The sequence below is a fragment of the Desulforhabdus sp. TSK genome (assembly GCF_022836495.1).
Taxonomy (GTDB): Bacteria; Desulfobacterota; Syntrophobacteria; order Syntrophobacterales; family Syntrophobacteraceae; genus Desulforhabdus.
Genome location: NZ_BQXM01000030.1, coordinates 1 through 25,228, shown reverse-complemented (window position 1 = coordinate 25,228; position 25,228 = coordinate 1). Strand labels below are relative to the sequence as shown.

Below are 25,228 nucleotides of genomic sequence, written 5' to 3'. Positions count from 1 at the left end.
CCACAACCCCGACCAAAGGTCTCCAATCCCCGGTTGTGGCGCGGTCTCCCGACCGTGCCACGGCGCGACCGAAGGTCTCCACATCTCACGACCAGTCCAGAGCATTGATGGTAACATCGCATTCGAGGCGTCCATCCGATAAGTAGTAGAGTGCTGATGAAAACCGCCAGTGATCAGCCATGCGTACCAATCCCTTGCGGCAGGGATTCGCATGCAGGTAGTCCAGTTTCTGTCTCCAGAATGTTTCTGTCTTGATTGCCTCGGGATGTCGGCCAGGCTGCCAAAAACGCCTGGACCTGTCGGCCGTTGCTGCCTCACGGAAAACCCTCGCAAAACACTGCGGGAGGTGCCGGGTGCAAAAATCGCTCAGTGACCGGCCTGTGAACTTTCGAAAATCCGCCAGAGATGCTCTCAGCCGCTGTGAATCGAAATCTTTGTCAAAGAGGATCGCGTGCATATGGGTCGGCATGATCACATACGCATTGGTTCGGAGGCCTTTGTGTTGGTGGCAGAAGTTGAGACTATCGGTAATGATGCGGCACGCGGAATCCGAGACGAACACAGGTAGCCATTCGACAATGGAGTAGGTGACAAAATATACTGCAGCTTCGGAATGTATCCGATAACGTTCCATGGTGGTTCCAACCCTTCACTCCTGGGGGAGACCTTCGGTCAAACCGGTGGCACGGTCAGGAGACCGTACCACAACTAATTGGGAGACCGCGCCACAACTGAGTCAGGGGTTCGCGCCACAGCCGGGGGCATCCTATATGGTGCGAGATCTCCCTTCGAGGGCTTCACCCAGAAGGTTGGGGTCGGTTTCCTGAGCGGCGAAGGGAGGGATTTCTCAGTCCTTGAGCGCCTGTCGGTACTGCCCCAGAGCCATGAGGGGAAAATAGAGGCGGTAGTAACGGTAGCGGATGTAAAAGTGATTGGGAAATCCGGTTCCCGTGAAATACCTTTCATCCCAGGTGCCGTCGGCATTCTGCGTTTCCAGGAGATACTGCACCCCTTTGCGCACTTCCGGGCTGTCGGCTTCTCCGCAGACCAGCAGTCCCATCAGGGCCCAGGCGGTCTGTGACGGCGTGCTGGGGCCCTTTCCGCGCAGGTGGGGATGCCGGTAGGATGCACAGGTTTCGCCCCACCCTCCATCGAGATTCTGATGGGTCTTGAGCCAGCGCACCGCTCCCTGGATGTAAGGTGACGAAGGATCTTCCCCGATGGAAACGAGCCCTCGAAGGGCCGACCAGGTGCCGTAAATGTAGTTCACCCCCCAACGCCCCCACCAGGCTCCATCGGGCTCCTGCAGGGATTTGATGAACTGAATGCCGCTTTGAGCCCTGGGATGGGAACGATCGTACCCGAAGTATCCCATGGCCTCCAAAACCCTTCCACTCACGTCGGCCGTAGGGTAGTCCACCATGGCTTCCTGATCCGCGAAGGGAATCCTGTTCAGAATCGTCATGGTGTTGTTGCGATCGAAAGCGGCCCAGCCTCCGCAGGAGCTCTGCATGCTCAGGCACCATTCCATGCCCAGCGATTTACCGCACTCCATGCCCTCGCAGTTGGGCGGGCTTACACGGTGGAGTGCCAGCAGCACCACAGCCGAATCATCCACATCGGGGTAGTGATTATTGACGAATTCGAAGGCCCAGCCTCCCGGAGCGCAGCAATTTTTCACCTGCCAATCGCCGCCGGTCTTGATCTGTTTCTCCAGGAGCCAGCGGGTGGCCTTCATCAACACCGGGTGGTCCGAAGGCATTCCCGCATCGAGGAGTGCCAGGGCCGCAAGGGCGGTATCCCAGACGGGCGAAATGCACGACTGCAAACGCAGCCCGCCCTCATCCTCCAGGCAGAAATTCTCCAGGGCCTGCAATCCCCTCGCAATGGGAGGATCCTGCAGGGAATACCCCAGGTAATGCAGCGCCAGGAGAGAATAGACCATGGCCGGCTGGATCCCCCCCCAATCCCCTGATTCCTCCTGGTGCTCCAGAATCCAGGTCTCCGCTTCCTGTACCGCGCGGTTTCGCAATGACGGCAGGGGATTCCGTTCAATGGCTTTGGCTACACGGTCGAACAGATAAAAAAGCTTGTGGGTCATGGACTGGAAACGGTGCAATCCAATTTCCGAGCCTTTCACGTACAGTTCGGAAATTCCCAGAGATGCCGGCAAGGCGTATTTGGGACGGATGTTCAGAACAATGGAAAGGGGAACGGCGGTTCCCCTGGCCCAACTGGAAAATTCATAAATGCTGAAGTAGAAGTGAGAGGGAAGCAGGACCAGTTCCACGGGCATGGAGGGAACTTCGTTCCAGTCGTATTGAGAGAAGAGGGCCAGCCATATTTTGGTGAAGACGCGCGCCGATTCGACACCTCCCCTGGCAAGGATGAATTCCCGCGCCCTGCGGAGAGGCTCCGATGCGGGATCCTGGCCTGCAAGCTTCAGAGCGAAATACGCCTCTATGGTCGTACTGAGCTCTCCACCGTCTCCGTAGTAGAGTCCCCAGGAGCCGTTGGATGCCTGCTCCCTGAGCAGGTACTTCACTATGCCTTTTTCCCGCTCCGGCTGTGAAATTTCCAGGAGCCGGAGGAGCATGAGGTACTCACTGGTGATGCTGACATTGGAGTCCAGTTCTGCCCACCAGTAGCCCTCCGGATGCTGCGCCTCCATGAAGAAGCCAGTCGCCTTCTCCAGGGTCCTTTCCACCCTGCGCCTCCAAAAGCTCCTGGAGCCGAGAAGCTGGTCCTCCACTACAGCAGGTCCCAGGGGCCCCCCTCCATTTTGAGCGGTCCAAAACGCCTGCAACCGGTCCCCCAGCGAGCTGTCGAAGTCGCTGAATGATCCCTCATATCCCGTTTCGAGGAAATCCGACTTGCTCTCTTTTTTTCCTGTAACTGGATTCATAATCCCACCTACTGTTCGAGTGACGCATTCTCATACTGTGAAGCGACAGAAATTAAATATGGACGTGTGTGTCGAAAGGCTTCCACGAACGGCCCTCACGATGAATTTGAGTAATTTATTATATTTTAGAGATATTATCAAGCTTACCCCATTGGGCTCCAGAAGCTCAAAAACCTCCTGCACGTGGAGAGCCTCCTGCCGTTTCCTCCCAGCCTCCACCCAGCGCTTTATACAGGCTGATGAGGTCGCTCACCACCCGCGTTTCCGTAACGGCGAGGCCGTTTTCGATGTCGTTCAATCTCCTCTCGGCATCGAGAACTGTCAAGAAATTCTGCAATCCGTTCCGATACTGAGCGTCGGCCATTGTAACAGCTTTGGCCTGAGCGGTGTACGATGCCGCAATCCGTTCCTGCTCCAGCCGGCGTTGAGCGTAACGCACGAGAGCCGTTTCCACATCTTTGAGAGCTGAAAGCACCGCCTGTCGGTAGGTAGCCAGGATCTCGTCCCTGCGGGCTTCACTCGCGGCGATGTTGGCCCGGATCCGCCCGCCCTGAAAGACGGGCCAGGAAATACTGGGACCCAGGGACCAGGCCAGGCTGTTGGCTTGAAAAACTTCGGTGAATTTCTTGCTCTCCAAGCCGGCGGATCCTGTCAGAAAGAAGCGTGGGAAGAGATCTGCAGTGGCTGCACCGATATCCGCCGTCGCGGCGTGCAGGTTCCGCTCAGCCCTCCGTACGTCGGGCCTGCGGCGCAAGAGGTCCGAAGGCAGTCCCACGGGCACGACGTCGGGAGGGCCGGGCAGAGGCTGCGTTTCCAGCAGCTCCTGGAGAAGCGCATCCGGCGGTTCTCCCGTGAGAACGGCAATAGCGTAAGCTGCAGCCCGAATGTTGGCCTGGAGGGGAGGAATGCTCGAGAGGGTCTGTTCCAGCTGGGCGCGAGCCTGCTCGACCTCCAGCTGGGAAGCCAGCCTGGCTTCTCGCTTGTTTTCCACCAGCCTCAGAGTGTGTTTCTGGATTTCAGCGTTCTTTTCGGCGACGGCCAGCTGTCGCTGAGCGCCTCTCAGCTCCACATAGAGCCTGGCCGTTTCAGCTGCAACGCTCACGAGGACATCCCGGTAGCTTTCCTGTGCGGCTTCCTCCCGTGCTGTGGCGGCTTCCACCGATCGCCTTGCCCCCCCGAAGACGTCGATTTCCCAGGAGGCGTCAAACCCTGCCTGGTAGAGATCCTGGTCTATGGCATCGATCCTTTTCATGAACGGCCCCATGACCGTGGTCTCACTGCCCTTGGAGCGGGCGTACCCCGCCCCCGCGGTGACGGACGGCAGCAGCGTCCCGAAAGCGGCGGCGCGCTGGGCCCTGGCCTGCCGCACCCGGGCTTCCGCCGCTTTGAGGTCCTGGTTGTCGCTGAGGGCCTTTTCCACGCACTGAACCAGGAGGGGATCTTCCAGCTTCAGCCACCACGTCGACTCCACGGGCTGGAGCGCATCGCTCCCCTGGGGCTGGGTCCATTGCTCCGGGCGGGGAACCGGGGGTGGAGTGTAATTGGGCCCGACGGGGGCGCATCCCCACAGGAACGACCCCATCAGAAGGAACGGTACCAGGCGCACTCTCCGTCGGGAATTCATCGGGGTTCCTCCCTGCTCCACTGCTGCTGGAGTCGTTTCAAGCCGCCCAGGGAGAAAGTCGTGATATGGCGGGCCAGTTCATCGATGCTTCCCGGGTGAAAATCCAGCTCCAGCAAAAAGCGCTCGATGGTTGTCCGGTTCTGAAACACGAAAAGGCATTGAGAAATGATGCTCAGCGCCCCTCGAATGACGGCCGGATGATCCGGCGGGAGGCAGATGATTTCCGCCACGATGCGGCGAAAGAGGAGCAGGCTCGGCCGGATCTGGGTTGCGAAGATTTCCCCGAAGGCCTCCGTCGGGCAGCTCATCTCCCGGACGAAGAGCTTGTTGTGCCAGCTGCCGACCTCCCCATCGAGGAAGGCGTGGAGCAGGTCGGAAATCACCCGCCCGAGCTTCTCTTCAGGGTCTCCCTCCTCCACAAGGATAGCCTTTATGGCCTCGCGGTCCACCACGCGGCGGTCTGTCTCCCGGATGACTTCCAGATAGAGCTGTCGTTTGCCCCCGAAATGGTAATTGACCGCAGCCGGGTTGACCTGAGCCAGCTCACAGATCTCGCGGGCGGTGGTCCGCTCGTATCCCTTATGGGAAAAAAGTCTTCCGGCAGCTTCCAGGATGCGGCTGCGTGTCTTATGCTCCCCGGCCGACAGGGCATTCCTCTGCGCCGGGGCCTCGATGGTCATGACACTGTTCATGGAATCATTTTTCCTTTCAGCACTGCATGGACGGTTTCACCCTGTTGGTAGCACCCTGTCCCCGAATATGTCAAATTGAAATCTTAAATTCAAATTTTAATTTGACTTCCCTGCACCTCCCTGCGTAGGATGCGGCTGGAAAAGGGGGAGGACATCCACGGTGAAAAAGAGACTTTTGTTGCTGATCGTCCTGCTGGCGGCCCTGGGGGCTGCGGCCTACTGGTTTCTTCAAAGGCAGAAGGGGGAGGTTCGCAGGGAGATCACCCTCTACGGCAATATGGACCTGAGGCAGGTGGCGCTGGCATTCAACGGATCGCAGCGCATTGCCCGGCTCCTGGTGGAAGAAGGGGATACTGTGCAGCCCGGCCAGGAGCTGGGAGCTCTCGAAAAGGATCGCCTGGAGGCGTCGGTGCAGCAGTCCCAGGGGAAGGTGGAAGCCCAGCGGCACGCCGTGGAGCGTCTCGAGAATGGAACACGCCCGGAAGAAATCGCCCAGGCGCGGGCCAATGCACAGTCGGCTCGGGTGGACCTGAAAAACGCCCGCCTCAGGCATGACCGCCTGAAGAAGGTGGTCTCCACGGGTGCGGCCAGCGAACAGGATGTGGACAACGCCCGCACGGAAATGGACGTGGCCGAGGCGCGCCTGGAGGTGACCCAGAAGGCCCTGGACCTGGCCGTGGCGGGACCGAGAAAGGAAGATATCGCTGAAGCGAAGGCCCGCCTCCGGGCCGATGAAGCCGAGCTCGCGCGACTGCAGAGAGAGCTGGCCGACGCAACACTGGTTTCACCCACCCACGGGGTGATTCAGAACCGCATCCTGGAACCGGGCGAAATGGCGTCTCCAGGCAAACCGGTTTTCACCATCGCCGTGACGGATCCCAAATGGGCAAGAACGTACGTCACCGGACCGGATCTCGGGAAGGTGAGAAACGGGATGGCCGCTGCCATCACAACGGACAGTTTCCCGGACAAACGCTACGAGGGCTGGGTGGGGTTCATTTCTCCCACGGCGGAATTCACCCCCAAGTCCGTGGAGACGACGGAGCTCCGGACGGCCCTTGTCTATGAAGTCCGTGTCCACGTGAGAGACCCGTCCGATGAATTGAGACTGGGCATGCCCGTCACCGTGCACCTGCCTCTGGCTCAGGATGGGACGCCGTCCGCCTCCCTCGAAAACTCCCAGCGTTGAAGAGCGATGCCATGGCGACAGAAGCAGCTTCTCAAACGTCAGGGATGGAATACCACCATTCGACAGAACCGGTCATTCTCTATGAAGGGGTCACCAAGCACTTCACTCGCGGCAAACGGGAGATCTTTACAGCCCTCGAAGGCATCTCGTTCCGCGTCGAGAAGGGAAGCGTCACGGGAATGGTTGGACCCGACGGCGCCGGCAAGACGACCCTCATTCGGCTGGCGTGCGGGCTCCTCTTTGCCGATGAGGGCAGCGTCCGCGTCAGGGGGTGGAACGTCTCCGACCATCCTCAACAGGTACAGTCCCGGGTGGGGTATATGCCCCAGAAATTCGGGCTCTACGAGGACTTGACCGTCCAGGAGAACCTCGATCTTTACGGCGATCTCCACGGGATCACCGGGGAGCAGCTGGCCGAGCGCACACCGGCCTTGATGCAGATGACCGGGCTCGGCCGTTTCATGGATCGCCTGGCCGGAAGGCTTTCCGGGGGCATGAAGCAGAAGCTCGGTCTGGCCTGCACCTTGCTCAGCTCCCCGGACGTGCTCCTGCTCGACGAGCCCACCGTAGGCGTAGATCCCCTATCCCGCCGGGACCTCTGGGAAATCATCCATCAGCTGGTCGCCGACCAGGGGCTCAGCGTGCTGGTGAGCACCTCCTATCTCGATGAAGCCGAACGCTGCCACCGGGTGGCGGTGCTGCACCACGGGCGGCTGCTGGGAGAGGGACCGCCGTCGCGGGTGAGCGAGGCGGCGGCGGGCGGATCGTGGCTGGCCGAGCCTCCGGCCTCCCTCAAACTGCGTCAGCTCCAGTCCCGCCTCATCACGTCACCGGGCATCGTGGATGCCACCCTGGAAGGGAAACGGGTGCGTTTCGTCGCCTCCGACCACACTCCCTGGGAGTCCGGGATCCTGGAAAATGCTACCTGCCATGAAACGTCGCCCCGCTTTGAAGACGGGTTCATGGTGCTCCTTCGCCGGGCAGCGGGAACGGGCGCATCGATCCCGGCCGCCGATGGAGAAAAAACACCGACCGTTGTCGAGTCGTCTCCCGAGGTGGTGGTCGAGGTCCGTGACCTGGTGCGGCAATTCGGAACGTTCTATGCGGTTAAGAATGTCAATTTCCAGGTACGGCGGGGCGAGATCTTCGGCTTGCTCGGGCCCAACGGTGCGGGGAAAAGCACGACCTTCCGGATGCTCTGCGGGCTGCTTCCCGCTTCGTCCGGCACACTCCGTGTCGCCGGCGTGGATCTGCGTCACGCACGTGCGTCCGCCCGGCAGCGCATGGGGTACGTGGCTCAAAAGTTTTCCCTCTACGGTCAGCAGACCGTCATGGAAAACCTCGAATTTTTCGCCGGCGCCTACGGACTTAGGCGGGAGCGCAAAAACCGGCGCATTCAATGGGCACTGGATCAGTTCGAGCTCCAAAAGCACGTCAACCTGCCCAGTGGAGAGCTCCCCGGCGGTTACAAGCAGCGCCTCGCCATGGCCTGTGCCCTCATGCACGAACCTGAGATACTCTTTCTGGACGAGCCCACGTCGGGCGTGGACCCCATTGCCCGGCGCGAATTCTGGTACCGGATCAACGGTCTGGCCGACGGGGGGGTGACGGTGATCGTTACGACGCACTTTATGGAAGAGGCCGAATACTGCGACCGCATGGTCATTATGCTAGATGGTGAAATCCTGGCGGAGGGAGCTCCTTCAGAAATCCGTCAGCTGGGACATGGACCGGAGGGACGGGAACCGACCATCGAAGACGCCTTCATCGCGATAGTGGAGGATTTCCAGGCGGCAAAAGCGCGGGAGGCGGCCTGATCCCATGGGCTTTGTGTCTCCTCAAGACGCGCAGGGGAAAAAGCGCAAATCGCCGGGGGCCGCATCCCTGAGACGCGTGGGTGCGCTCATCCGCAAGGAAATGCTCCAGGTCGTTCGAGATCCCAGCAGCCTTGCGCTGGCCGTGGTGCTGCCCCTCCTCCTGATTCTTCTTTTCGGCTACGGCCTCTCTCTCGATGTGAAGGACGCCCCCGTGGCCCTGGTCCTGGAAGAGGTTTCCCCGGGCATGACGGAGCTGGTGGGCGGGTTCATGCTTTCGCCCTATTTCAAGTCCACGGTCACCCCTTCCATGAAGGAGGCGGAAGACCTCATGAAGGCCCGCAAAGTCGACGCCATTGTGAGGCTTCGGGACAACACATCCCGAGAACTGGCGTCGGGAAGGGCGCCGGTCCAGATCATCGTGCACGGCGTTGACGCCAACCGGGCGAGAATCATCCAGGGATACGCCCAGGGAACGGTCGCGCTCTGGGCCGCCAAACGGGGCCTCCGCATGCCGGATTCATCGGGTGGGCTCGTACGCCTCCAAAGCCGCATGTGGTTCAACGAAGCGGTCGACAGCCGTTACTTCCTGGTGCCGGGCCTGCTGGTGCTCATCATGACCCTCATCGGGGCGCTGCTGACGGCGCTGGTCATTGCCCGCGAATGGGAGCGCGGCACGCTGGAGGCGCTCCTTGTCACTCCCGTTCAGTCGGGAGAAATCCTCCTGGGGAAGGTTGTGCCCTATTTCCTCCTGGGCATGGGGGGGCTGATGCTGAGTGTGTTTGCGGCGCGCGCGCTCTTTCATGTGCCGCTTCGGGGCTCCTTCCTCGTCCTCGCAGGTGTGTCAGCCCTCTACCTGCTGGTGGCCCTCGGCATCGGGCTGCTCATCTCCTCGGCCACACGCAACCAGTTCGTGGCCAGCCAGCTGGCCCTCATGATCACGTTCATGCCCGCGTTCATCCTTTCCGGGTTCATCTTCGACATTGCCAGCATGCCGTTGCCGGTCCAGATCATGACGCGCATCCTGCCGGCCCGCTATTATGTCACTCTGCTTCAGACGGTCTTTCTTGCCGGAAATGTCTGGAGTGTCATATTGCCCAACGCGTCGGTCCTGGCGGGCATGGCGGTGCTGCTGCTGACCCTCACCCGCCGGAAGACCCGGAAGCGGTTGGAATGATGGAGTCGTCGAGGCTGGTGAGAAAGAACAACGGCCTTTCCGCTCCGTGACCCCAAAAGAAAGTCGACCTTGAATGGACCTGGATTCCCTCAGACGCATACTGGCCCTGATCGTGAAAGAGCTCCTGGCGATCCTCAAGGATCCCCGCAGCCGATACACCGTATTCGTGCCGTCCACCATCCAGCTCCTGGTCTTTGGATACGCGGCAACCTACGACCTTTCGCGCATCCGGTACGCCGCCTGTGACCAGGATCGCAGCGCCGCCTCGCGTGAATTCCTGGCGAGCCTGGAAGGATCCGGGACGTTCCTGCGGGTGGCCAACCTTGAATCGGCGGAAGAAATCCAGCCCTGGATCGATGCCCGCAAAGCCTTGGCCGTCGTGCAAATCCCTCAGGATTTCGAACGGAATCTGCTTGCGGGACGCCATGCCGATGTACAGGTGATCGTCGACGGGCGCAATTCCAACACGGCCGGAACGGCCCTCAACTACATCGGCACCATCACCGATTCCTTCAATGTGGCCTGGAACAGGGAGCACCAGGGGGTCGAACCTCCTATCCGCATCGAATCCCGCGCCTGGTACAATCCCAACCTGGAAACCCGGTGGTTCATGATTCCCGGCCTCCTGGGCATGCTGGCCCTCATCCAGGTGATCATCATCACGGCCATGTCGGTGGCCCGCGAGCGGGAGCAGGGGACCTTCGACCAGCTCCTGGTGACGCCCTTCCGGCCCTTCGAGATCATGATTGGGAAGGCCCTTCCGGGTATCCTGGTGGGGATGGTCCAGGCCACCTTTGTCGTCGTTGTGGCGCGTTTCTGGTTCGGGATCCCGTTCAACGGGTCGCTGGGGACACTGTATACGGGGATTTTCATTTTCCTGCTGTCGGCGGTGGGCATGGGGCTCATGATTTCATCGCTGGTCACCACGATGCAGCAGGCACTTCTGGGAGCCTTAGTCATCGTCATGCCCTGCTCTCTCCTGTCCGGTCTCGGCACCCCCATCAGCAACATGCCCCAGGCGGTGCAATATTTGACCCTCATCAATCCCCTTCGCTACGCCATCTCCGTCACCCACCGGGTCTTCCTGGAGGGAGCGCCGTTCCATCTCATCCTTCCGGAACTCGTCCCCATGGGGGGCATCGCCCTGGTGACCCTCTCCGTGGCCGTCTGGATGTTTCGCCACAAGCTGACCTGACGAGGAAAGTCATCCCCTGGCCCGGGTATCAAGATCCGCGTAGTCTATGGCCCGGCAGCAGTGGAACCGGCATGGACTTGCATGGCAAGGCTTTCCCAAAAGTGGGCTTTGAGAGGAGCCGATCTGTGGCACCTGGCCCTGGCAAAATGTCTTCGGGATCAAGTCCCGGAATTGATGCTCCTCACATTTGACAAGCAACTTCAAGCTTCATCCAGGGGTGAAGGTCTTGAGGCAAAAAGTCTTTCATAACCGGATGGTTCATTCCGGTTGCTCTTCCCTTTTCGACCAGCTTCATGCCTTCCGGAGGCTACGCCATGGTTAAAACCACCAGGGAGGGGTCAGGCCGGGTGTGGATCAGGAAGCACACCAGATTTGTCCACAGGCTACTTGATGACTTGCGATCATGTGGGAGGGGGCGGAAGGGTGACCCACAGCGGGGGAACGGGGGCCTCTTTTCAGTCTGATACTGACGACTAAAGGGACAAGACCTGCTGAAGCCCTTTGCCGATGGATTCGAGTGACTCCTGGTCCATCACCTCAATCCAGTCGGTGAGGCGGGTCTTGTCCACCGCCCGTAATTGGTCGCAGACAGCGAGGGCATTCTTCCCCATGCATGAAACCTTGACGGTGTGATTGGCGGGTGCGGTGGGCTGCCGGATGAAGACAGCGGGACAACCAGAACTGTTCTTCTAGCTTGATTGGTGGGGGTGGCCGCTATAATTCCCCCCAGATTTTGGACAGCAGGTTAAGCTTATGACCGAGGTTCAAAATGGACATTTTTTGTCTGGGGTGAATACCGATGCAACGGAAAAAGCATGACGCAGCATTGAAAGGCAGAGTGGCCTTGGAGATGGTGAAGGGCCAGAGGACGGTCAACGAGATTGCGGCCGACTACGGGGTGCATCCGAATCTGATCACGAAGTGGAAAAGGCAACTCCTAGACGGTGTGCCCGGAATCTTTTCCTCAAGAGCCGCTCTGGATGTACAGGGTAAAGAAACGGAAAGACTCATTGCCTCTCTGTACCAGAAGATCGGGCAGCTGGAGGTGGAAAGAGAGTGGTTGAAAAAAAAATCTTTACAGCTCGGTGGCAAATAGAAGGGATCTTATTGAGCCGGCGCACCCGAAGCTGAGTATCGCAAGGCAGTGTGAGCTTTTGGGTATCTCCCGATCCGGCTACTACTATGAGCCGGCAACGGAGAGCCCGTTCAATCTTATGCTGATGCGCCTCATCGACGAGGAGTACACCCGGTTCCCGTTCTATGGATCTCCCCGCATGACAGCCTGGCTGCGCCGGGAAGGTTATGCGATCAATCACAAGCGCATCGAGCGCCTGATGAGGGAGATGGGTATCGAGGGACTGCATCCGAAGAGGAATCTGAGCAAGAGCAACGATGAGCACAGGAAGTACCCCTATCTGCTTGCCGATCTCAAGGTGGAGCGGCCCGATCAGGTCTGGAGCTCGGATATCACCTATATTCGGTTGGCAAAAGGCTTTGTCTACCTGGTGGCGGTAATGGACTGGTACTCACGGTTCGTCCTTTCCTGGGAGATATCGAATACGCTCGATACCCACTTTTGCATGGAGGCTCTGGAGAGAGCCCTCGCAAAGGGAAGGCCGGAGATCTTCAACACGGACCAGGGGGCTCAGTTCACAAGCTCCTCCTTTATCTCCAGGCTCTCCGGGGAGAAGATCCGGATCAGCATGGACGGCAGAGGCAGGGCTTTTGACAACATCTTCATCGAAAGGCTGTGGAGATCGGTCAAATACGAAGAGGTATACCTCAAGGATTATGAGACGGTTATGGATGCAGTCACAGGGATCGGCAGCTACCTTGATCTTTACAACCGAGAAAGACTGCACCAGTCCCTTGGCTATCACACACCCGCTGAGGTCTACTTCAGTGTCAACCTGAACTGATAGTGGGGGGCTCTGCCCCCCTGATCCCCCCGGAGTTTAACGCTTTGAGGGGAATCAAAAGGGGCAGGGGAAAAGAAAGGCATGACCCTATGGTCCTGCCCCTCCGTCATCCCACCCACCTCGGCGCTCGGGTTGCTCTCCAGCAGAGCCCTATCCTCCGGGTGGGCAGCTCAATCATAACTCAGTCTGGAAGGGCTGTTTAGAGGAGGTGAAAAAAAGCTTAGATCGGCCCATTTTTTGTCTAGACTTTGGGGGGAAGCATAGATTATCCGATCGCCTATCGGCGGCACTGTCGTGGAGAGAAATGTGGAAATCGGTCAGGCGGTCGCTCCCGGCGGCCGACTTCTGCTAATCGTGGACCAAACATCTCTGAACCTGGATGTCGATTTGCCTGAAGCAGACATTGGCCGGATTGTCGTTGGAACTGTGGCGCTGATCACGACAGACGCCTTCCCGGGACATGAGTATTCAGGGAAAGTAACCGTTGTCAATCCATTGGTGGACCGAAAGACGCGTACTTTCCGCATGAGAATCGAGGTGCCGAATCCGTCCGGGAAGTTGGTGGACGGAATGTATGCCAGGGTGAATCTTTCGGCAGAGAAAAGAAGGTCCCTTGCCGTTCCCCGTGAAGCCTTGCAACGCCTCCCCGGCAGCGGCACCTATTACGTTTTTGTGGTGGAAGGAAATAAGGCCCATAAGCGAACGGTCGAAATTAGGGCCATGGATGACCAATTTGCCGAAGTGATGGTCGGCTTGGTTGAGGATGACAAAGTGGTCACCAGCGGAGCGGGGCGTTTACAGTCAGGTATGGAGGTAAGCGTGCAAGATATTTTGAATTAGAATGGGACGGATAACTCTGGGGGGAACAACTTTTCAAGAAGAACGGCGGTGAACATGTCGGACGATAACTCAGGTTTTCCGAAAAATATCGGCCTGGCTCTGGGCAGCGGCTCCGCACGGGGATGGTCTCATATCGGTGTATTGCAGGCACTAGCTGAGGCAGGAATAGAAATCAGGTACGTCGCCGGCACCAGCATTGGTTCGTTGGTAGGGGCCGCATGTGCCTTTGGCAAAATGGATGTGCTGGAAAATTTTGCCCGTCAGCTCGACTGGAAACAGATTGTTTCCTTCCTGGATGTAACTTTTCCGAGGTCGGGACTCATTGATGGAAAGAAGATCAGCGATTTCTTTCGTTCTCATGTTCGAGAAATGAACATTGAAGAATTACCTCTCCGCTATTGCGCGGTTGCCACCGACTTGGCCACGGGTCGTGAGGTCGTGTTGAACAAAGGGGACCTCATAGAGGCAATCCGCGCGAGCATCTCGGTTCCGGGCATTTTCACGCCGGTCAGGAAAAACGGCGGCTTTCTGGTGGATGGGGGGCTGGTCAACCCCGTGCCGGTGAGCGCTGTCAGGGAAATGGGAGCGGATTACGTCATCGCCGTTGATTTGAACCATGACATCGTCGGCAAAAGGAGTGCAGGCAGCATCGACCCGGTTGCTCCTTCATTAAAAGCTGCGGTTGTTCAGCCCCAGCCCGCAGAATGGAGAATCGCGCAGGATCTGACCAACAGGCTCAGCGAATTCGGTTCGCCCGCGTTATCGCAAGTGCGCCAGTGGCTGCAAAGGGACCCCGTGCCAAATATCTTTGATGTGTTGACGACTGCAATCAATATTATGGAAGTGCAGATCACCGCAACAAGATTGGCAACCGATCCGCCCGATCTGCTGATTCGGCCAAAGCTGGGGGATATTCGTTTTCTCGAATTCCATCGGGCCGAGGAGGCCATTGCCGAGGGATACCGAGAAGCCATGGCGCAGCTCAAAGAAAGATGGAAGTGTGCTGCCAAAAGAGATTTACCAGGAGGTTATTTACCGGGGAGGACGGAAGATGGGAATTAATATTTGTCAGTTACAAGAAAAACGCCTCGTTGATCGTCTGCGTTCTCTGAGGGTCAAAGGAGAAGTGATCGAGAAAAAAAGAATGGAATCATTCAGTGGACGGCCCGAAAGGAAGATTGTCGTTGTCAAGTTCAAGAACAGGATAATTGAAACAAACCTTGATGACGCAGAATTCGAACGGACTGAGATCGGGGAACGGATTTGGTTCTCTCCTCCGGTCCCTGATCGTGATCCGTGCACTTGCCATCTATTCGTCTGGCTGACTGTTGGAATCACATCTGGGGCACTGGCAATCTGGGCCATCACAACCCATTTTCATGGAAAAACCGCCGCTATCCTTTCTCTTGTCGCAGCAGGTTGGATCAGCGTTATTGCCTGGGCCAGGATATGTTCGCACGAGCAAAGCAAATGCCTTCGGGACCTTAAGACGGAAGTCGACTTTTTTGAAGCTGACGGTGACGACAAGCAAGGGGAACAGAAATGAAATTACCGGAGATATCCGTCCGCAGGCCGGTCACGACCGTTATGGTTTTCGCTGCCATTACATTGCTGGGTTGCGTGGCTTTTTTCAGGCTCAACCTCGACTTGTTACCGGATATTGAACCTCCGGCCGTGAGTGTCATCACACCCTATCCGGGGGCTTCCGCCACGGATGTTGAGTCGGAGGTGACCAAGTACCTGGAAGACCAGCTTTCCACCACACCGAATCTCGACCGGCTGGAGTCAAAGTCAAAAGACAACATCGCCATCGTCAATTGCATATTCAACTGGGGCACCGACCTGGATGTTGCGGTCAACGATATCCGGGAGAAGATCGATCTTGCCAAGCCGGACCTTGCCGATGGAGCGGAAGACCCCTTTATCTTCAAGTTCAGCAGTTCCATGGTGCCGGTGCTCATTATGACGGTGACGGCGGAAGAAAGCAGTCCCGATCTTTACAGAATTGTGGACAAGCAGATCGCCGATCCGTTGAAGCGTGTGCCCGGCGTGGGCGCTGTCGTCTATATCGGCGGTCAGGAAAGACAGATCAATGTGCATTTCGACCGCGAAGCAATAGATGCTTATCACATTTCCGTCCAGCAGATCAGAAATGTTCTCGCCGCTGAAAACCTGAACCTTCCGGTGGGCACCGTCAAGATCGGGAGGAATGAACTCCAGATCAGAGTGGCGGGGCGCTATCGGGATGCAGCGGAAATCGCAAATACGGTGATCGGAAGCAACGGCGACGCGCTTGTGCGGCTCAGAGACGTGGCCACGGTCACCGATGCCTTTGAGGAGCCGCAGGAGTGGGCACGTTCCGGCAAGCTTCCTGCGATTGCCTTGATTATTCAGAAGCAGTCCGGGGCCAACACCGTCAACGTGATCGAAGCCATAAAAGATCGCCTCAAGACACTGAAGACCGAAGTGCCGGCGGATATCGAAATCCACGGGATTCTGGATAACTCCGATCACATTTATGCGATGATCAATAGTTTGACCGAAGCCGCCGTCGTCGGAGGCCTTTTGGTCATTGTCGTCTGTTTCCTGTTTCTCCGGCGGTTTCGCACCAGCCTGGTCGTCTCAATGGCAATTCCTTTTTCGATTATCGTCGCCTTTATCGGCCTCTTCGTCATGGATTATACCATCAACGTCATTTCCCTGATGAGTCTTGCCATTGCCGTGGGAATGGTGGTGGACGATGCCATCGTCGTACTTGAAAACATCGTGCGGCATGTGGACGATGGCAAGCCTCCGCGGTTGGCCGCCGTGGAGGGGACATCCGAAGTGGGTATGGCGGTAGCCGCGTCAACATTGACCATTGTAGCTGTCTTCGCCCCTCTTCTCTTAGTGAAAGGGATCGCCGGCATCATCTTTGGTCAGTTGGCGTTCATGATCTTGATTACGATTCTGGCCTCGCTTTTCATTTCATTGACGTTGACCCCCATGGCTGCTTCCCGTTTGCTCCGTTCACGGGACCAAAGAAAGCTCAATCCGGTATTTGTATGGAGCGAGCGTTTGCTGAATGGAATCGAAGCCGGTTATTCTCACGTCCTGGAATGGGGACTAAGGCACCGTAACATTTTGCTTTCACTTATAGTTATTGTATTTATCGGCAGTCTGGCACTGATTCCTTTGGTCGGCACGGAATTTTTTCCCGAAGTGGATTCGGGGGAAGTGGAGGTGGTCCTGGAGATGGCGCAGGGCACCCGAGTGGAGGTCACGGCCGGAACCACGGAAGAAATGCTCAACGCGGTGAACGCCATTCCGGAAATGGAAGCCTCCTATGCCCTGGCAGGTCAGACCAAGAAAGGTTTTTTAACAGCCCTCGGTTTTGAAGAGGGAACCGGCATCGGTCGCATCGGAGGGCGTCTCATTGATAAAAAAGAACGGAGTCGCCATGCCAAGGAGGTCGCTTCGGAGCTTCGTGAGCAGGTCATAAAACTGCCGGGCGTTGAGAATTTTTCCGCCAGCGCCGTAAGCGTCATCCAAAAGGCGTTCCTGGGAGGCGGCCGGCCTATCAGCATCGATATTCTGGGCCATGATATCGAGACGACCGACAAAGCCGCCGCAAAGATCCAGCGCATCGTGGAAACCACACCCGGCGCAGTGGATGTCTCTGTCAGCAGAAAGAGACCACGGCCGGAAGTGCGGATTTGTCTTGACCGGGATAAGGCGGCATCCCTGGGATTGAATGTGGCGCTTGTCGCCGACGCATTGAGGACCAACTACTATGGATTCGATGATACGAAGTTCCGGGAGGCGGGTGACGACTTCGACATCGAGTTGCGACTGAAAAAGGACCAGCGGAAAACGATCCGTGAAATCGGGGAAACCCCCATCACCACCCTGACCGGTCAGACCATTAAGCTCCGAAACGTCGCGTCTGTTTGTGAAACCTTTGGGCCTGTTGAGATCGACCGGAAAAACAGGACCCGCGTCACAAAGGTTCAGGCGGGCGTCCAGGGCAGGGTTCTGGGGGATGTGGTACGGGATGTTCGAGAAAAGATGGCCTCTCTTGACCTGCCTCCCGGCGTTTCCATCGAATGGGGCGGGGAGGTGGAGGAACAGCGAAAAGCGTTCCGCGACCTGACCCTCCTTTTGATTCTGGGAATAGTCCTTGTCTACATGGTCATGGCAGGGGAGTTCGAGGATTTCGTTGATCCATTCATCATCATGTTTTCGGTTCCTTTCGCCTTCGCCGGAGTGATATGGGCCTTCGTTGCCACGGCCACTCCGCTCAACCTGATGAGCTTCATCGGGGTAATCATGCTCATGGGCATTGTTGTAAAGAACGCCATTGTGCTCGTGGATTATACCAAGCAACTGAGAGCAGGTGGGATGACGCTAAACGAAGCGGTGGTCACGGGCGGAAAAACACGCCTGAGGCCGGTGCTCATGACGAGTTTGACCACCATATTCGGCATGGCCCCATTAGCCCTTTCCAGAGGGGAAGGCTCTGAAATATGGAATGCACTGGGCATCACGGTCATTGGGGGACTGTCGGTCAGCGGCCTTGTGACATTGATTCTGGTGCCGCTAATGTATTCGCTGGTTCACCGGGGTAAAGCAAAATGACGGCCGATGTTGTAAACTTCTTCTTTTCTTTCTCCTTTTTTTCCATTCTTGGATGGATGCTGGAGGTCTCCTATCGTTCCGTGCGTGACAAGCGGTTCGTCAATCCCGGCCTCCTGAAGGGGCCGTATCTCATCCTTTACGGTGCCGGCGCAGTGATGCTTATGGCAGCGGTTTCATTGCTGCAGGAATCCAATTGGGGAACCAAGGCCTTCGCTTATTTCATAATCACAACCGGACTCGAATTCGGCTCCGGATTGGTTGCTCAATACTTTTTCCAGATCCGTCTGTGGGACTATTCGGACCAAAGATTTAATTACAGGGGGCACATCTGTCTAAAATTCTCCCTGTACTGGATACTGCTGGCCTTCGCTTTTGAATATGCCGCTTTGCCCCCCTATCAAAGCATGCTCGTCCTGCTTTCACCGGTCTTCAAGTGGATAGTGGCCGGAGCAACGATCTCAATCATGTCGATGGATTTCCTGGCGGTTGCAGCCGGGCGTTTCCTCCGCCTGACGCCGGAAGAGAAAACTCTGATGGAGGCGGAATTCGTCAACACGGCAAGGCCGCTTCTCGATCTGCCGGAGGTTGCAAAACTGGCGCAGTATAACCATCACAGGGGGAAAACCCGATTGGATCATGTGGAGGAGGTGGCCTGCCTGAGCTTTCGCTGGGGAAAAAGACTTTCCCTTGACACCCGGGCGATTATCCGGGGTGCGTTGCTGCACGATCTTTTCTACTATGACTGGCTGCATGACGGACCCAGGCTGCACGGTTTCCGGCACCATACTATCGCTCTTGAGAACGCCCGCAGCATCACCGGTCTTACCGAAAAAGAAGCGGATATTATTAAAAAACACATGTGGCCGCTTACTGTTATACCGCCGCGCCATATGGAATCGCTGGTGGTTTCTCTGGTGGATACCTTTTGCTCTGCAAGGGACTATCTGAGCATGAAGAAACAAGACAAACCCACAGAGGCGGCCTCCCGTTGCGTTCATCCGGAACCGGGAGATGAAAAAAGATGAAGAACCATGCAGAAAGTCTCTATTTTGCCGGGATCGATATCGGTTCAACTACAGCCAAGGCGGTTATCCTGGATAAAGAGGGTGGCATGGTATTTTCCCGATACTGTCGTCATCAGGGCAAAACAGTGGAAACAACACGGCGTATTTTCAATGACGCCCTTGAGAAACTTGGCGACGTGGAGCTTGATTTGGCGGTTACCGGATCGGCGGGGATGGGTGCGGCCGAATTCTTCGGCCTGCCGTTCGTGCAGGAAGTGGTGGCCTCCGCGCACGTCATCGAAAAGTTTTTCCCCGAAGCCAGGACATTTATCGAAATCGGCGGAGAAGACTCCAAAATAATATTCTTTGACGGCAGTGGCCGCCCCGATATCCGGATGAACGGAAGTTGCGCCGGCGGGACCGGTGCTTTTATCGATCAAATGGCGGTTCTCCTGGGTGTTGATGTAGCGGAACTGAACGTTCTGGCCGGAAAAGCCACGAATATTTATCCGATTGCGTCGCGGTGCGGCGTTTTCGCCAAAACCGACATCCAGGCCCTGCTGAGCCGCCATGTATCCAGGGAAGATGTGGCGGCTTCCATATTTCATTCGGTCGCCCTTCAGGTGATAACCGCCTTGTCCCGTGGACGGGAGATGGAAAGAAAAATACTGATCGGAGGCGGGCCGCTGACATTTTATCCAATCCTGCGGAAAGCCTTTGCAAATCTGCTCGGCATTGAGCATCCGGATGACCTGGTACTTCCGGATCATCCGGAACTGCTTCCCGCCATGGGAGCGGCCATGGTGCGCAATGGCAAACCATGTCGGGGCCGGATCAGCAATTTTTTATCCATGTCCGAGAGAGGCGTCAGCCGTGCAACCAACAGCGGCACCAAAAGGCTGCCCCCCCTGTTTGCAAGCAATTACGAATTTGAAATATGGCAAAAAAGGCATGAGCGAAATTTGGTTCCCAGGATTGACCTGCCTGAGGCAAAAGGAAAAGATCTTTTTTTAGGTGTGGATTCGGGGTCAACCACCACCAAGATCGTCCTCGTCGATGAGAAAGGCAAACTGGTTCTGAGCTATTACGGCCCCAACAACGGCGATCCCATCCAGGCGGTAAGAAAGGGACTGGCTGAATTCAGAAAAAAGTTTGTTTCTGCCGGCTTTGCCCCGCGGATCACCAGAACGGCGGCCACCGGCTATGGTGAAAGTCTCATAAGAACCGCCTTCGGGTTGGACGACGGCCTGGTTGAGACCATGGCGCATTACCGGGCGGCGCGGCGCTTTGAGCCGGATGTATCCTTTATTCTGGATATCGGCGGGCAGGACATGAAGGCGATCTATATTCATGACAACGCCGTGGCTGAAATTCAGATCAATGAGGCCTGCTCATCGGGATGTGGTTCCTTTATTGAGACGTTTGCCCGTTCGCTAGGGTATAGTGTCCAGGAATTCGCAGGGATTGCATGCGATAGCAAATCACCTTTTGATCTGGGAACCCGCTGCACCATCTTCATGAACTCCAAAGTGAAGCAGGCCCTTCGGGAAGGGGCGACGGTCGGCGACATTTCGGCAGGTTTGGCGTATTCGGTTATCAAAAATGCTCTGTACAAAGTGCTGAAGCTGAAGGACGTCGATGTCCTGGGGGACAAAATCGTAGTTCAGGGCGGAACATTTCGAAATCCAGCCGTATTACGCGCCTTGGAGGTGCTTCTGAACAAGGAGGTTATGAGACCGGATATTTCTGAGCTGATGGGAGCCTACGGTGCGGCCCTGACAGCCCTTGCCAATCATCGTGCGCATGTTGTGGCGGCCGTTGCTCCGCAGCAAGAAGCGCTGAAGGGTCAGGATAGGCCGGTACGGGAGACCAATGGCCTGTCTTTTGATAAATTGGCGATGGGAAGTGGTTTTTCAAAAAAGGAAATCCGCTGCCGGGGATGTGAAAACCAGTGCAGGGTTTTGAAACTGACTTTCAGCAACGGAAACCATTTTTATACAGGGAACCGATGCGAGCGGCGCTTCAGCAACAATCCGGATGCTCAACGCAAAGGAAGGAACCTGATTGATGATCAGATAAGGCTCCTGTTTGAGCGAAACACGGAGCCCGAAGGCGAGCCGATTTTCACCTACGGTATCCCCCGCTGCCTGAACATGTATGAAAACATTCCCTTTTGGTGCGCCTTTTTGACCACATGCGGCTTCAGGGTGGTTCTCTCGTCCGAGTCCAATTTTAAATTATATGAAAAGGGGTCTTTCACTGTCATGTCGGAAAACATCTGTTTCCCCGCCAAACTTGCCCATGGGCATATTTTCGATCTTGCCGGGAAAAACATCGACAGGCTGTTCTATCCGACTGTCGTCTATGAGGAAGAATACGCAGATGCCTTAAACAGTTATAATTGCCCGGTGGTCACCGGATATCCTGATCTGTTGAAGAGCGCTGTCAATCCAGAGAAAACATTCAAAATCCCTCTGGACAATCCATCTGTCAGTTTTAAGGATTTCGGTTTGCTGAAGGATCAGCTTTATCTGTTCTTCAGGCGGTTTGGAATCAATTACCGGACGATATCAGAAGGTGTTGAAAAGGGCGTCAAGGCGCAATCGAGTTACAGGACGGAACTCAGGTCCATGGCGAAAACGCTGCTGGCCAGGTCGGAGGCCGAGGGACGGACAACCGTTGTCCTCTGCGGCCGACCCTACCATGCAGACCCGCTTGTCAACCACGGTGTTCCGGATGTATTGACGGAACTCGGCGTGGACGTCGTCAGTGAAACCGCGCTTCCCCTGAATGCAGATACCGTCGCTCTGGAAGATGTCAATGTCCTGACCCAGTGGAGCTATGCCAACAGGCTGTACGCAGCGGCAAGGTGGGTAACAAACACGGCGAATGCCCAAATGGTTCAGTTGACCTCTTTCGGCTGTGGGCCGGATGCGATTTCGGCCGATGAGGTCAAAGAAATTCTGCGCCATGGCGGGAAGATTCATACCTTGATCAAAATGGATGAAATCGTCAACCTGGGCGCCGTCAGGATCAGACTGCGCTCCATGCTGGAAGCGGTGAAGGAAAAGAACGGGAAAACGAGGGCCGCAGGGGGTGGCACAATGCAAACGGGCCGGGCGGTTGTGGGCAAGTCCGGAAAGAGAACCCTGATCGCCCCCTATTTTTCACCCTTCTATTCACCGCTGGTCCCGTCGGCTTTCAGGCCCTTCGGTCACCGGGTTGAAGTCCTTCCGCCCCAGGACAGGGAGTCGGTTGAATGGGGACTTAAAACCATCAACAACGATATGTGCTACCCCTCTGTCCTGGTAGCCGGCGACATTATCAAGGCATTTCAATCAGGCAGGTACGATCCTGAAAAAACCGCTGTCGTCATGACCCAAACCGGCGGTCAATGCCGGGCATCCTCTTACGTGTCGCTTATCAAAAAAGCACTGGCCGCCGCCGGCCTGGATGAGGTTCCGATAATCGCTATATCCAATGAGGAAATCAATGCACAACCGTGGTTTAAAATAGATAAAATGGGGCTGATAAAACGGATGGGCTTGGGAATTATTTTCGCCGATCCCCTGGCCAGGATGTATTTATCAACAATGGTCAGGGAAAAGGTGCCCGGGACATCCAAGAACCTGCATGAAAAATATCTCTTTGAAATGGAAACAGGTATCGAGAATGCAGATTATTATTATCTTCTCAATCTTCTGAAAAGGGCCGTGGCGGACTTCAACCGGGTTGAGATCAACGACAAGACTGTCCCAAGAGTCGGGATCGTTGGAGAAATCTTCGTTAAATATAACTTCTTCTCCAACGGAAATATCATCGACTGGCTGTCCGGCCAGGGGGTGGAAGTGGTTCTTCCTCCTATACAGAATTTTTTCGCCCAGCGCTTTATCAATGAGACCTACGACCAAAAGGCCTTTTTTAAACGTTCTTTGGCGGATCGTATCAAGTACAGGCTGCTGGAGATATACTCAAATTACCATGTCGGCCAAATCGAGCGGATTATGCAGGGATTTCGTTTTTACAGAAAGGCTCATGACTTAAGAAAACTGGCGGCGATAACCGGCGAGGTAGTCAGTTTGGCCAATCAGTTTGGCGAAGGATGGCTTCTTACGGCTGAAATGATCGCCATGCTCAATGAAGGAATCGACAACATCGTCTGTCTCCAGCCCTTCGGCTGCATTGCCAACCACATCACCGGGCGGGGCATGGAAAACAAACTCAGGGAGATGTTTCCTCATCTGAACCTACTTTCACTGGACATGGATGCAGGGGCAAGCGAGGTCAACATGATGAACCGCCTCCATTTTATGGTGACAGCCGCACGGGAAGAGGTGGACCGCGAGGTGGGAACACAGCCGGCGCAGAAGACCGCTCGAAGATTTGCCATTCCCGATGCATGGCCGCGCGAACTGGATTCTTTCAACGCCTACACGTCTTTGGAGGTCGAAAAATGGAGGGCCTGGGCGTCCAACCTGGGACTGTGGGAGAAGACGCGGCAGATGAAGCGTTGGATCGGCATGTAACCTGCAGCATTGCTGAATTTGACGGTCAGAAGGCAGAGGGCATAACCCTCCGCTCGTCAAACGAGAAGCAGGATGCCGTCGATGCCGGGCGCAAGATCAGCCAGAATCAAGGCACCGAGTTCTACATCCACGGCAAGGATGGAAAGATCCAGAACAAGGACAGCCACGGCAACGATCCATATCCGCCGAAGGGGTGATCCAGTGCATATGCTTTCAGGGAGTTTTGGTTCTGTATGACACTGGCCTTCATCGCTGTAATTTTTGGCTTGGCGCTCCTCGTCTGGAGCGCCGACCGTTTTGTGGAGGGCTCGGCCTCCACCGCACGCCATTTCGGTATGCCGCCGCTTTTGATCGGCATGGTGATTGTCGGGTTCGGTACCTCCGCGCCGGAGATGGTGGTCTCAGCGCTGGCCGCTTCGCAGGGTAACCCTGGCATCGCGCTGGGCAACGCCTACGGCTCGAACATCACCAACATCGCCTTGATCCTGGGGGTGACAGCTCTGATCAGCCCCATCGCCGTCCATTCGCAGGTGCTGCGCAAGGAATTACCCCTCCTCACGGTAGTCACGGCGCTGGCGGCATGGCAACTCTGGGATGGCGAGATCACCCGCCTTGATGCCATCGTGCTGCTGGCCGTGTTCGGAGGCCTGATGGCCTGGACCATCTGGCAGGGGCTGTGGAAAAAAGAGGATGCGCTGGGAAGCGAGATGGAGCAGGAGCTGGACGTTCGCGCCATGCCCATCCGCCGTGCGGTCTTCTGGCTGGTGGTGGGACTACGCTTTTGATTGTCAGCTCCCGTATCCTTGTCTGGGGCGCGGTGGAGATCGCTCATGGGTTCGGGGTCAGCGACCTGATCATCGGCCTGACCATCGTCGCAGTGGGCACCTCACTTCCAGAGCTCGCCTCATCGATTATCGCCACCCGTAAGGGGGAACATGACATCGCCTTGGGCAACGTACTCGGCTCCAATCTATTCAACACCCTGGCGGTGGTCGGTATCGCTGGCACGATTCATCCCATGGCGGTAGGACCGGAGGTCTTTAGCCGCGACATACTGGTGATGGCCGCGCTGACTCTATCGTTGTTCGTGATCGGCTACGGGTTCCGTGGGCCGGGACGTATCAACCGTATCGAAGGCGCGGTGCTGCTGGCTTGTTATGTGGGCTACACGGCCTACCTGGTCAGCACGGTTTTTGTCGGGCAGGCATAGGTCAATTCGATTCCCGTTTTGGGAACCGAACCGGCGTCCGAAAACCGGATTCGAAGTTGTTGCGGCTCGACGCCAGGTATCCGTTTTTACTGCAAACCCGTCACCCTCGTCCGGTGCCGGGAAATCAGGGTAGAAAATCGTTTCTCTGGTCTGGTTGGCGGAAAATGGTTGTGTGAGATGACTTCGGCGCATATTATCAAGGCGTTACGAGGAGCGCGGGCTTTGAGACTGTTTTGCGGTAGGTCGTCGTTCCCTCCACCAAAATTTTATTAGTGAGATCATGTAGTTAGCCTTAGTTAGCCGCCAACTTTCACTGAGACTTTCGCCATTCATGACAGTGAGAAAGAGGTGGCTTTTTCTTTCTGGCTAATAAAATCACTATGAACCCAAATGTCAGTTAGGCCGTTATGTGGCAACGGTTCACACAGTCTGACATGCCATACTTGATCACCGTTTCGCAGCGTTTGAGGCTCGACAACCTACAGTGACGAGCAGGGTCTGATCGAGTGTAAGATG

Annotated in this window: 17 protein-coding genes and 1 pseudogene; 13 read left to right on the top strand and 5 right to left on the bottom strand. The window is 56.4% G+C overall.

The window, feature by feature from the left end:
- Positions 1-85 precede the first annotated feature (85 nt).
- The 4 genes from MWC30_RS16015 to MWC30_RS16000 all read right to left on the bottom strand — a co-directional run bounded on the left by MWC30_RS16015 (position 86) and on the right by MWC30_RS16000 (position 5,221).
- The gene (locus MWC30_RS16015; RefSeq protein WP_244085205.1) at positions 86-634 is read right to left on the bottom strand and encodes a hypothetical protein; all 549 of its coding nucleotides are present in this window, start codon (positions 632-634) and stop codon (positions 86-88) included.
- A 213-nt stretch (positions 635-847) separates the two neighbouring features.
- Positions 848-2,905, bottom strand: a complete 2,058-nt coding sequence (shc, locus tag MWC30_RS16010; protein WP_244085204.1) for a squalene--hopene cyclase — start codon at positions 2,903-2,905, stop codon at positions 848-850.
- A 166-nt stretch (positions 2,906-3,071) separates the two neighbouring features.
- The gene (locus MWC30_RS16005) at positions 3,072-4,529 is read right to left on the bottom strand and encodes an efflux transporter outer membrane subunit (protein WP_244085203.1); all 1,458 of its coding nucleotides are present in this window, start codon (positions 4,527-4,529) and stop codon (positions 3,072-3,074) included.
- On the bottom strand, positions 4,526-5,221 hold the full coding sequence (locus tag MWC30_RS16000; RefSeq protein WP_244085202.1) for a CerR family C-terminal domain-containing protein: 696 nt from the start codon (positions 5,219-5,221) through the stop codon (positions 4,526-4,528). Before MWC30_RS16000 ends, MWC30_RS16005 begins: the two co-directional genes overlap by 4 nt.
- A gap of 160 nt (positions 5,222-5,381) precedes the next feature.
- Here MWC30_RS16000 and MWC30_RS15995 point away from each other — a divergent pair, with 160 nt between their 5' ends.
- The 4 genes from MWC30_RS15995 (at position 5,382) to MWC30_RS15980 (ending at position 10,596) form a co-directional block, all read left to right on the top strand.
- Positions 5,382-6,410: an efflux RND transporter periplasmic adaptor subunit gene (locus MWC30_RS15995; protein WP_244085201.1), complete on the top strand. Its 1,029-nt coding sequence runs from the start codon at positions 5,382-5,384 to the stop codon at positions 6,408-6,410.
- Positions 6,411-6,421: 11 nt separating this feature from the next.
- Positions 6,422-8,227, top strand: coding sequence for an ATP-binding cassette domain-containing protein (locus MWC30_RS15990; protein ID WP_244085200.1), 1,806 nt, complete (start codon positions 6,422-6,424; stop codon positions 8,225-8,227).
- Between the two features lie 4 nt (positions 8,228-8,231).
- Positions 8,232-9,401, top strand: coding sequence for an ABC transporter permease (locus MWC30_RS15985; protein ID WP_244085199.1), 1,170 nt, complete (start codon positions 8,232-8,234; stop codon positions 9,399-9,401).
- A gap of 73 nt (positions 9,402-9,474) precedes the next feature.
- Positions 9,475-10,596: an ABC transporter permease gene (locus tag MWC30_RS15980; protein WP_244085198.1), complete on the top strand. Its 1,122-nt coding sequence runs from the start codon at positions 9,475-9,477 to the stop codon at positions 10,594-10,596.
- Between the two features lie 473 nt (positions 10,597-11,069).
- Here MWC30_RS15980 and MWC30_RS15975 read toward each other — a convergent pair whose 3' ends face one another.
- Positions 11,070-11,255 (bottom strand): type II toxin-antitoxin system PemK/MazF family toxin, encoded by a 186-nt coding sequence (locus tag MWC30_RS15975; RefSeq protein WP_368860870.1) that lies wholly within the window; start codon positions 11,253-11,255, stop codon positions 11,070-11,072.
- A gap of 140 nt (positions 11,256-11,395) precedes the next feature.
- Between MWC30_RS15975 and MWC30_RS15970 the strand changes: the two genes are divergently transcribed.
- The 9 genes and pseudogenes from MWC30_RS15970 to MWC30_RS23050 all read left to right on the top strand — a co-directional run bounded on the left by MWC30_RS15970 (position 11,396) and on the right by MWC30_RS23050 (position 24,712).
- A protein-coding gene (locus MWC30_RS15970) for an IS3 family transposase (RefSeq protein WP_244085196.1) occupies positions 11,396-12,515 on the top strand; the annotation gives its coding sequence in 2 pieces (ribosomal slippage) (positions 11,396-11,670 and positions 11,669-12,515; 1,122 coding nt in all).
- 306 nt (positions 12,516-12,821) lie between these two features.
- Positions 12,822-13,355 carry an efflux RND transporter periplasmic adaptor subunit gene (locus tag MWC30_RS15965; RefSeq protein ID WP_244085195.1) on the top strand — a complete coding sequence of 178 codons (534 nt, stop codon included), beginning with the start codon at positions 12,822-12,824 and terminating at the stop codon, positions 13,353-13,355.
- 54 nt (positions 13,356-13,409) lie between these two features.
- On the top strand, positions 13,410-14,417 hold the full coding sequence (locus tag MWC30_RS15960; RefSeq protein ID WP_244085194.1) for a patatin-like phospholipase family protein: 1,008 nt from the start codon (positions 13,410-13,412) through the stop codon (positions 14,415-14,417).
- On the top strand, positions 14,407-14,901 hold the full coding sequence (locus MWC30_RS15955; protein WP_155306423.1) for a hypothetical protein: 495 nt from the start codon (positions 14,407-14,409) through the stop codon (positions 14,899-14,901). The genes MWC30_RS15960 and MWC30_RS15955 overlap by 11 nt, the downstream gene beginning before the upstream one ends.
- The gene (locus MWC30_RS15950) at positions 14,898-17,972 is read left to right on the top strand and encodes an efflux RND transporter permease subunit (protein ID WP_244085193.1); all 3,075 of its coding nucleotides are present in this window, start codon (positions 14,898-14,900) and stop codon (positions 17,970-17,972) included. The genes MWC30_RS15955 and MWC30_RS15950 overlap by 4 nt, the downstream gene beginning before the upstream one ends.
- Positions 17,969-18,997 carry an HD domain-containing protein gene (locus MWC30_RS15945; protein WP_244085192.1) on the top strand — a complete coding sequence of 343 codons (1,029 nt, stop codon included), beginning with the start codon at positions 17,969-17,971 and terminating at the stop codon, positions 18,995-18,997. The genes MWC30_RS15950 and MWC30_RS15945 overlap by 4 nt, the downstream gene beginning before the upstream one ends.
- Positions 18,994-23,502 carry an acyl-CoA dehydratase activase gene (locus MWC30_RS15940; protein WP_244085191.1) on the top strand — a complete coding sequence of 1,503 codons (4,509 nt, stop codon included), beginning with the start codon at positions 18,994-18,996 and terminating at the stop codon, positions 23,500-23,502. Before MWC30_RS15945 ends, MWC30_RS15940 begins: the two co-directional genes overlap by 4 nt.
- A gap of 8 nt (positions 23,503-23,510) precedes the next feature.
- Complete coding sequence (locus tag MWC30_RS15935) at positions 23,511-23,699, top strand: DUF2188 domain-containing protein (RefSeq protein WP_368860869.1); 189 nt, start codon at positions 23,511-23,513, stop codon at positions 23,697-23,699.
- Between the two features lie 36 nt (positions 23,700-23,735).
- A pseudogene (locus tag MWC30_RS23050) lies at positions 23,736-24,712 on the top strand (calcium/sodium antiporter).
- The last annotated feature ends 516 nt before the right edge of the window (positions 24,713-25,228 follow it).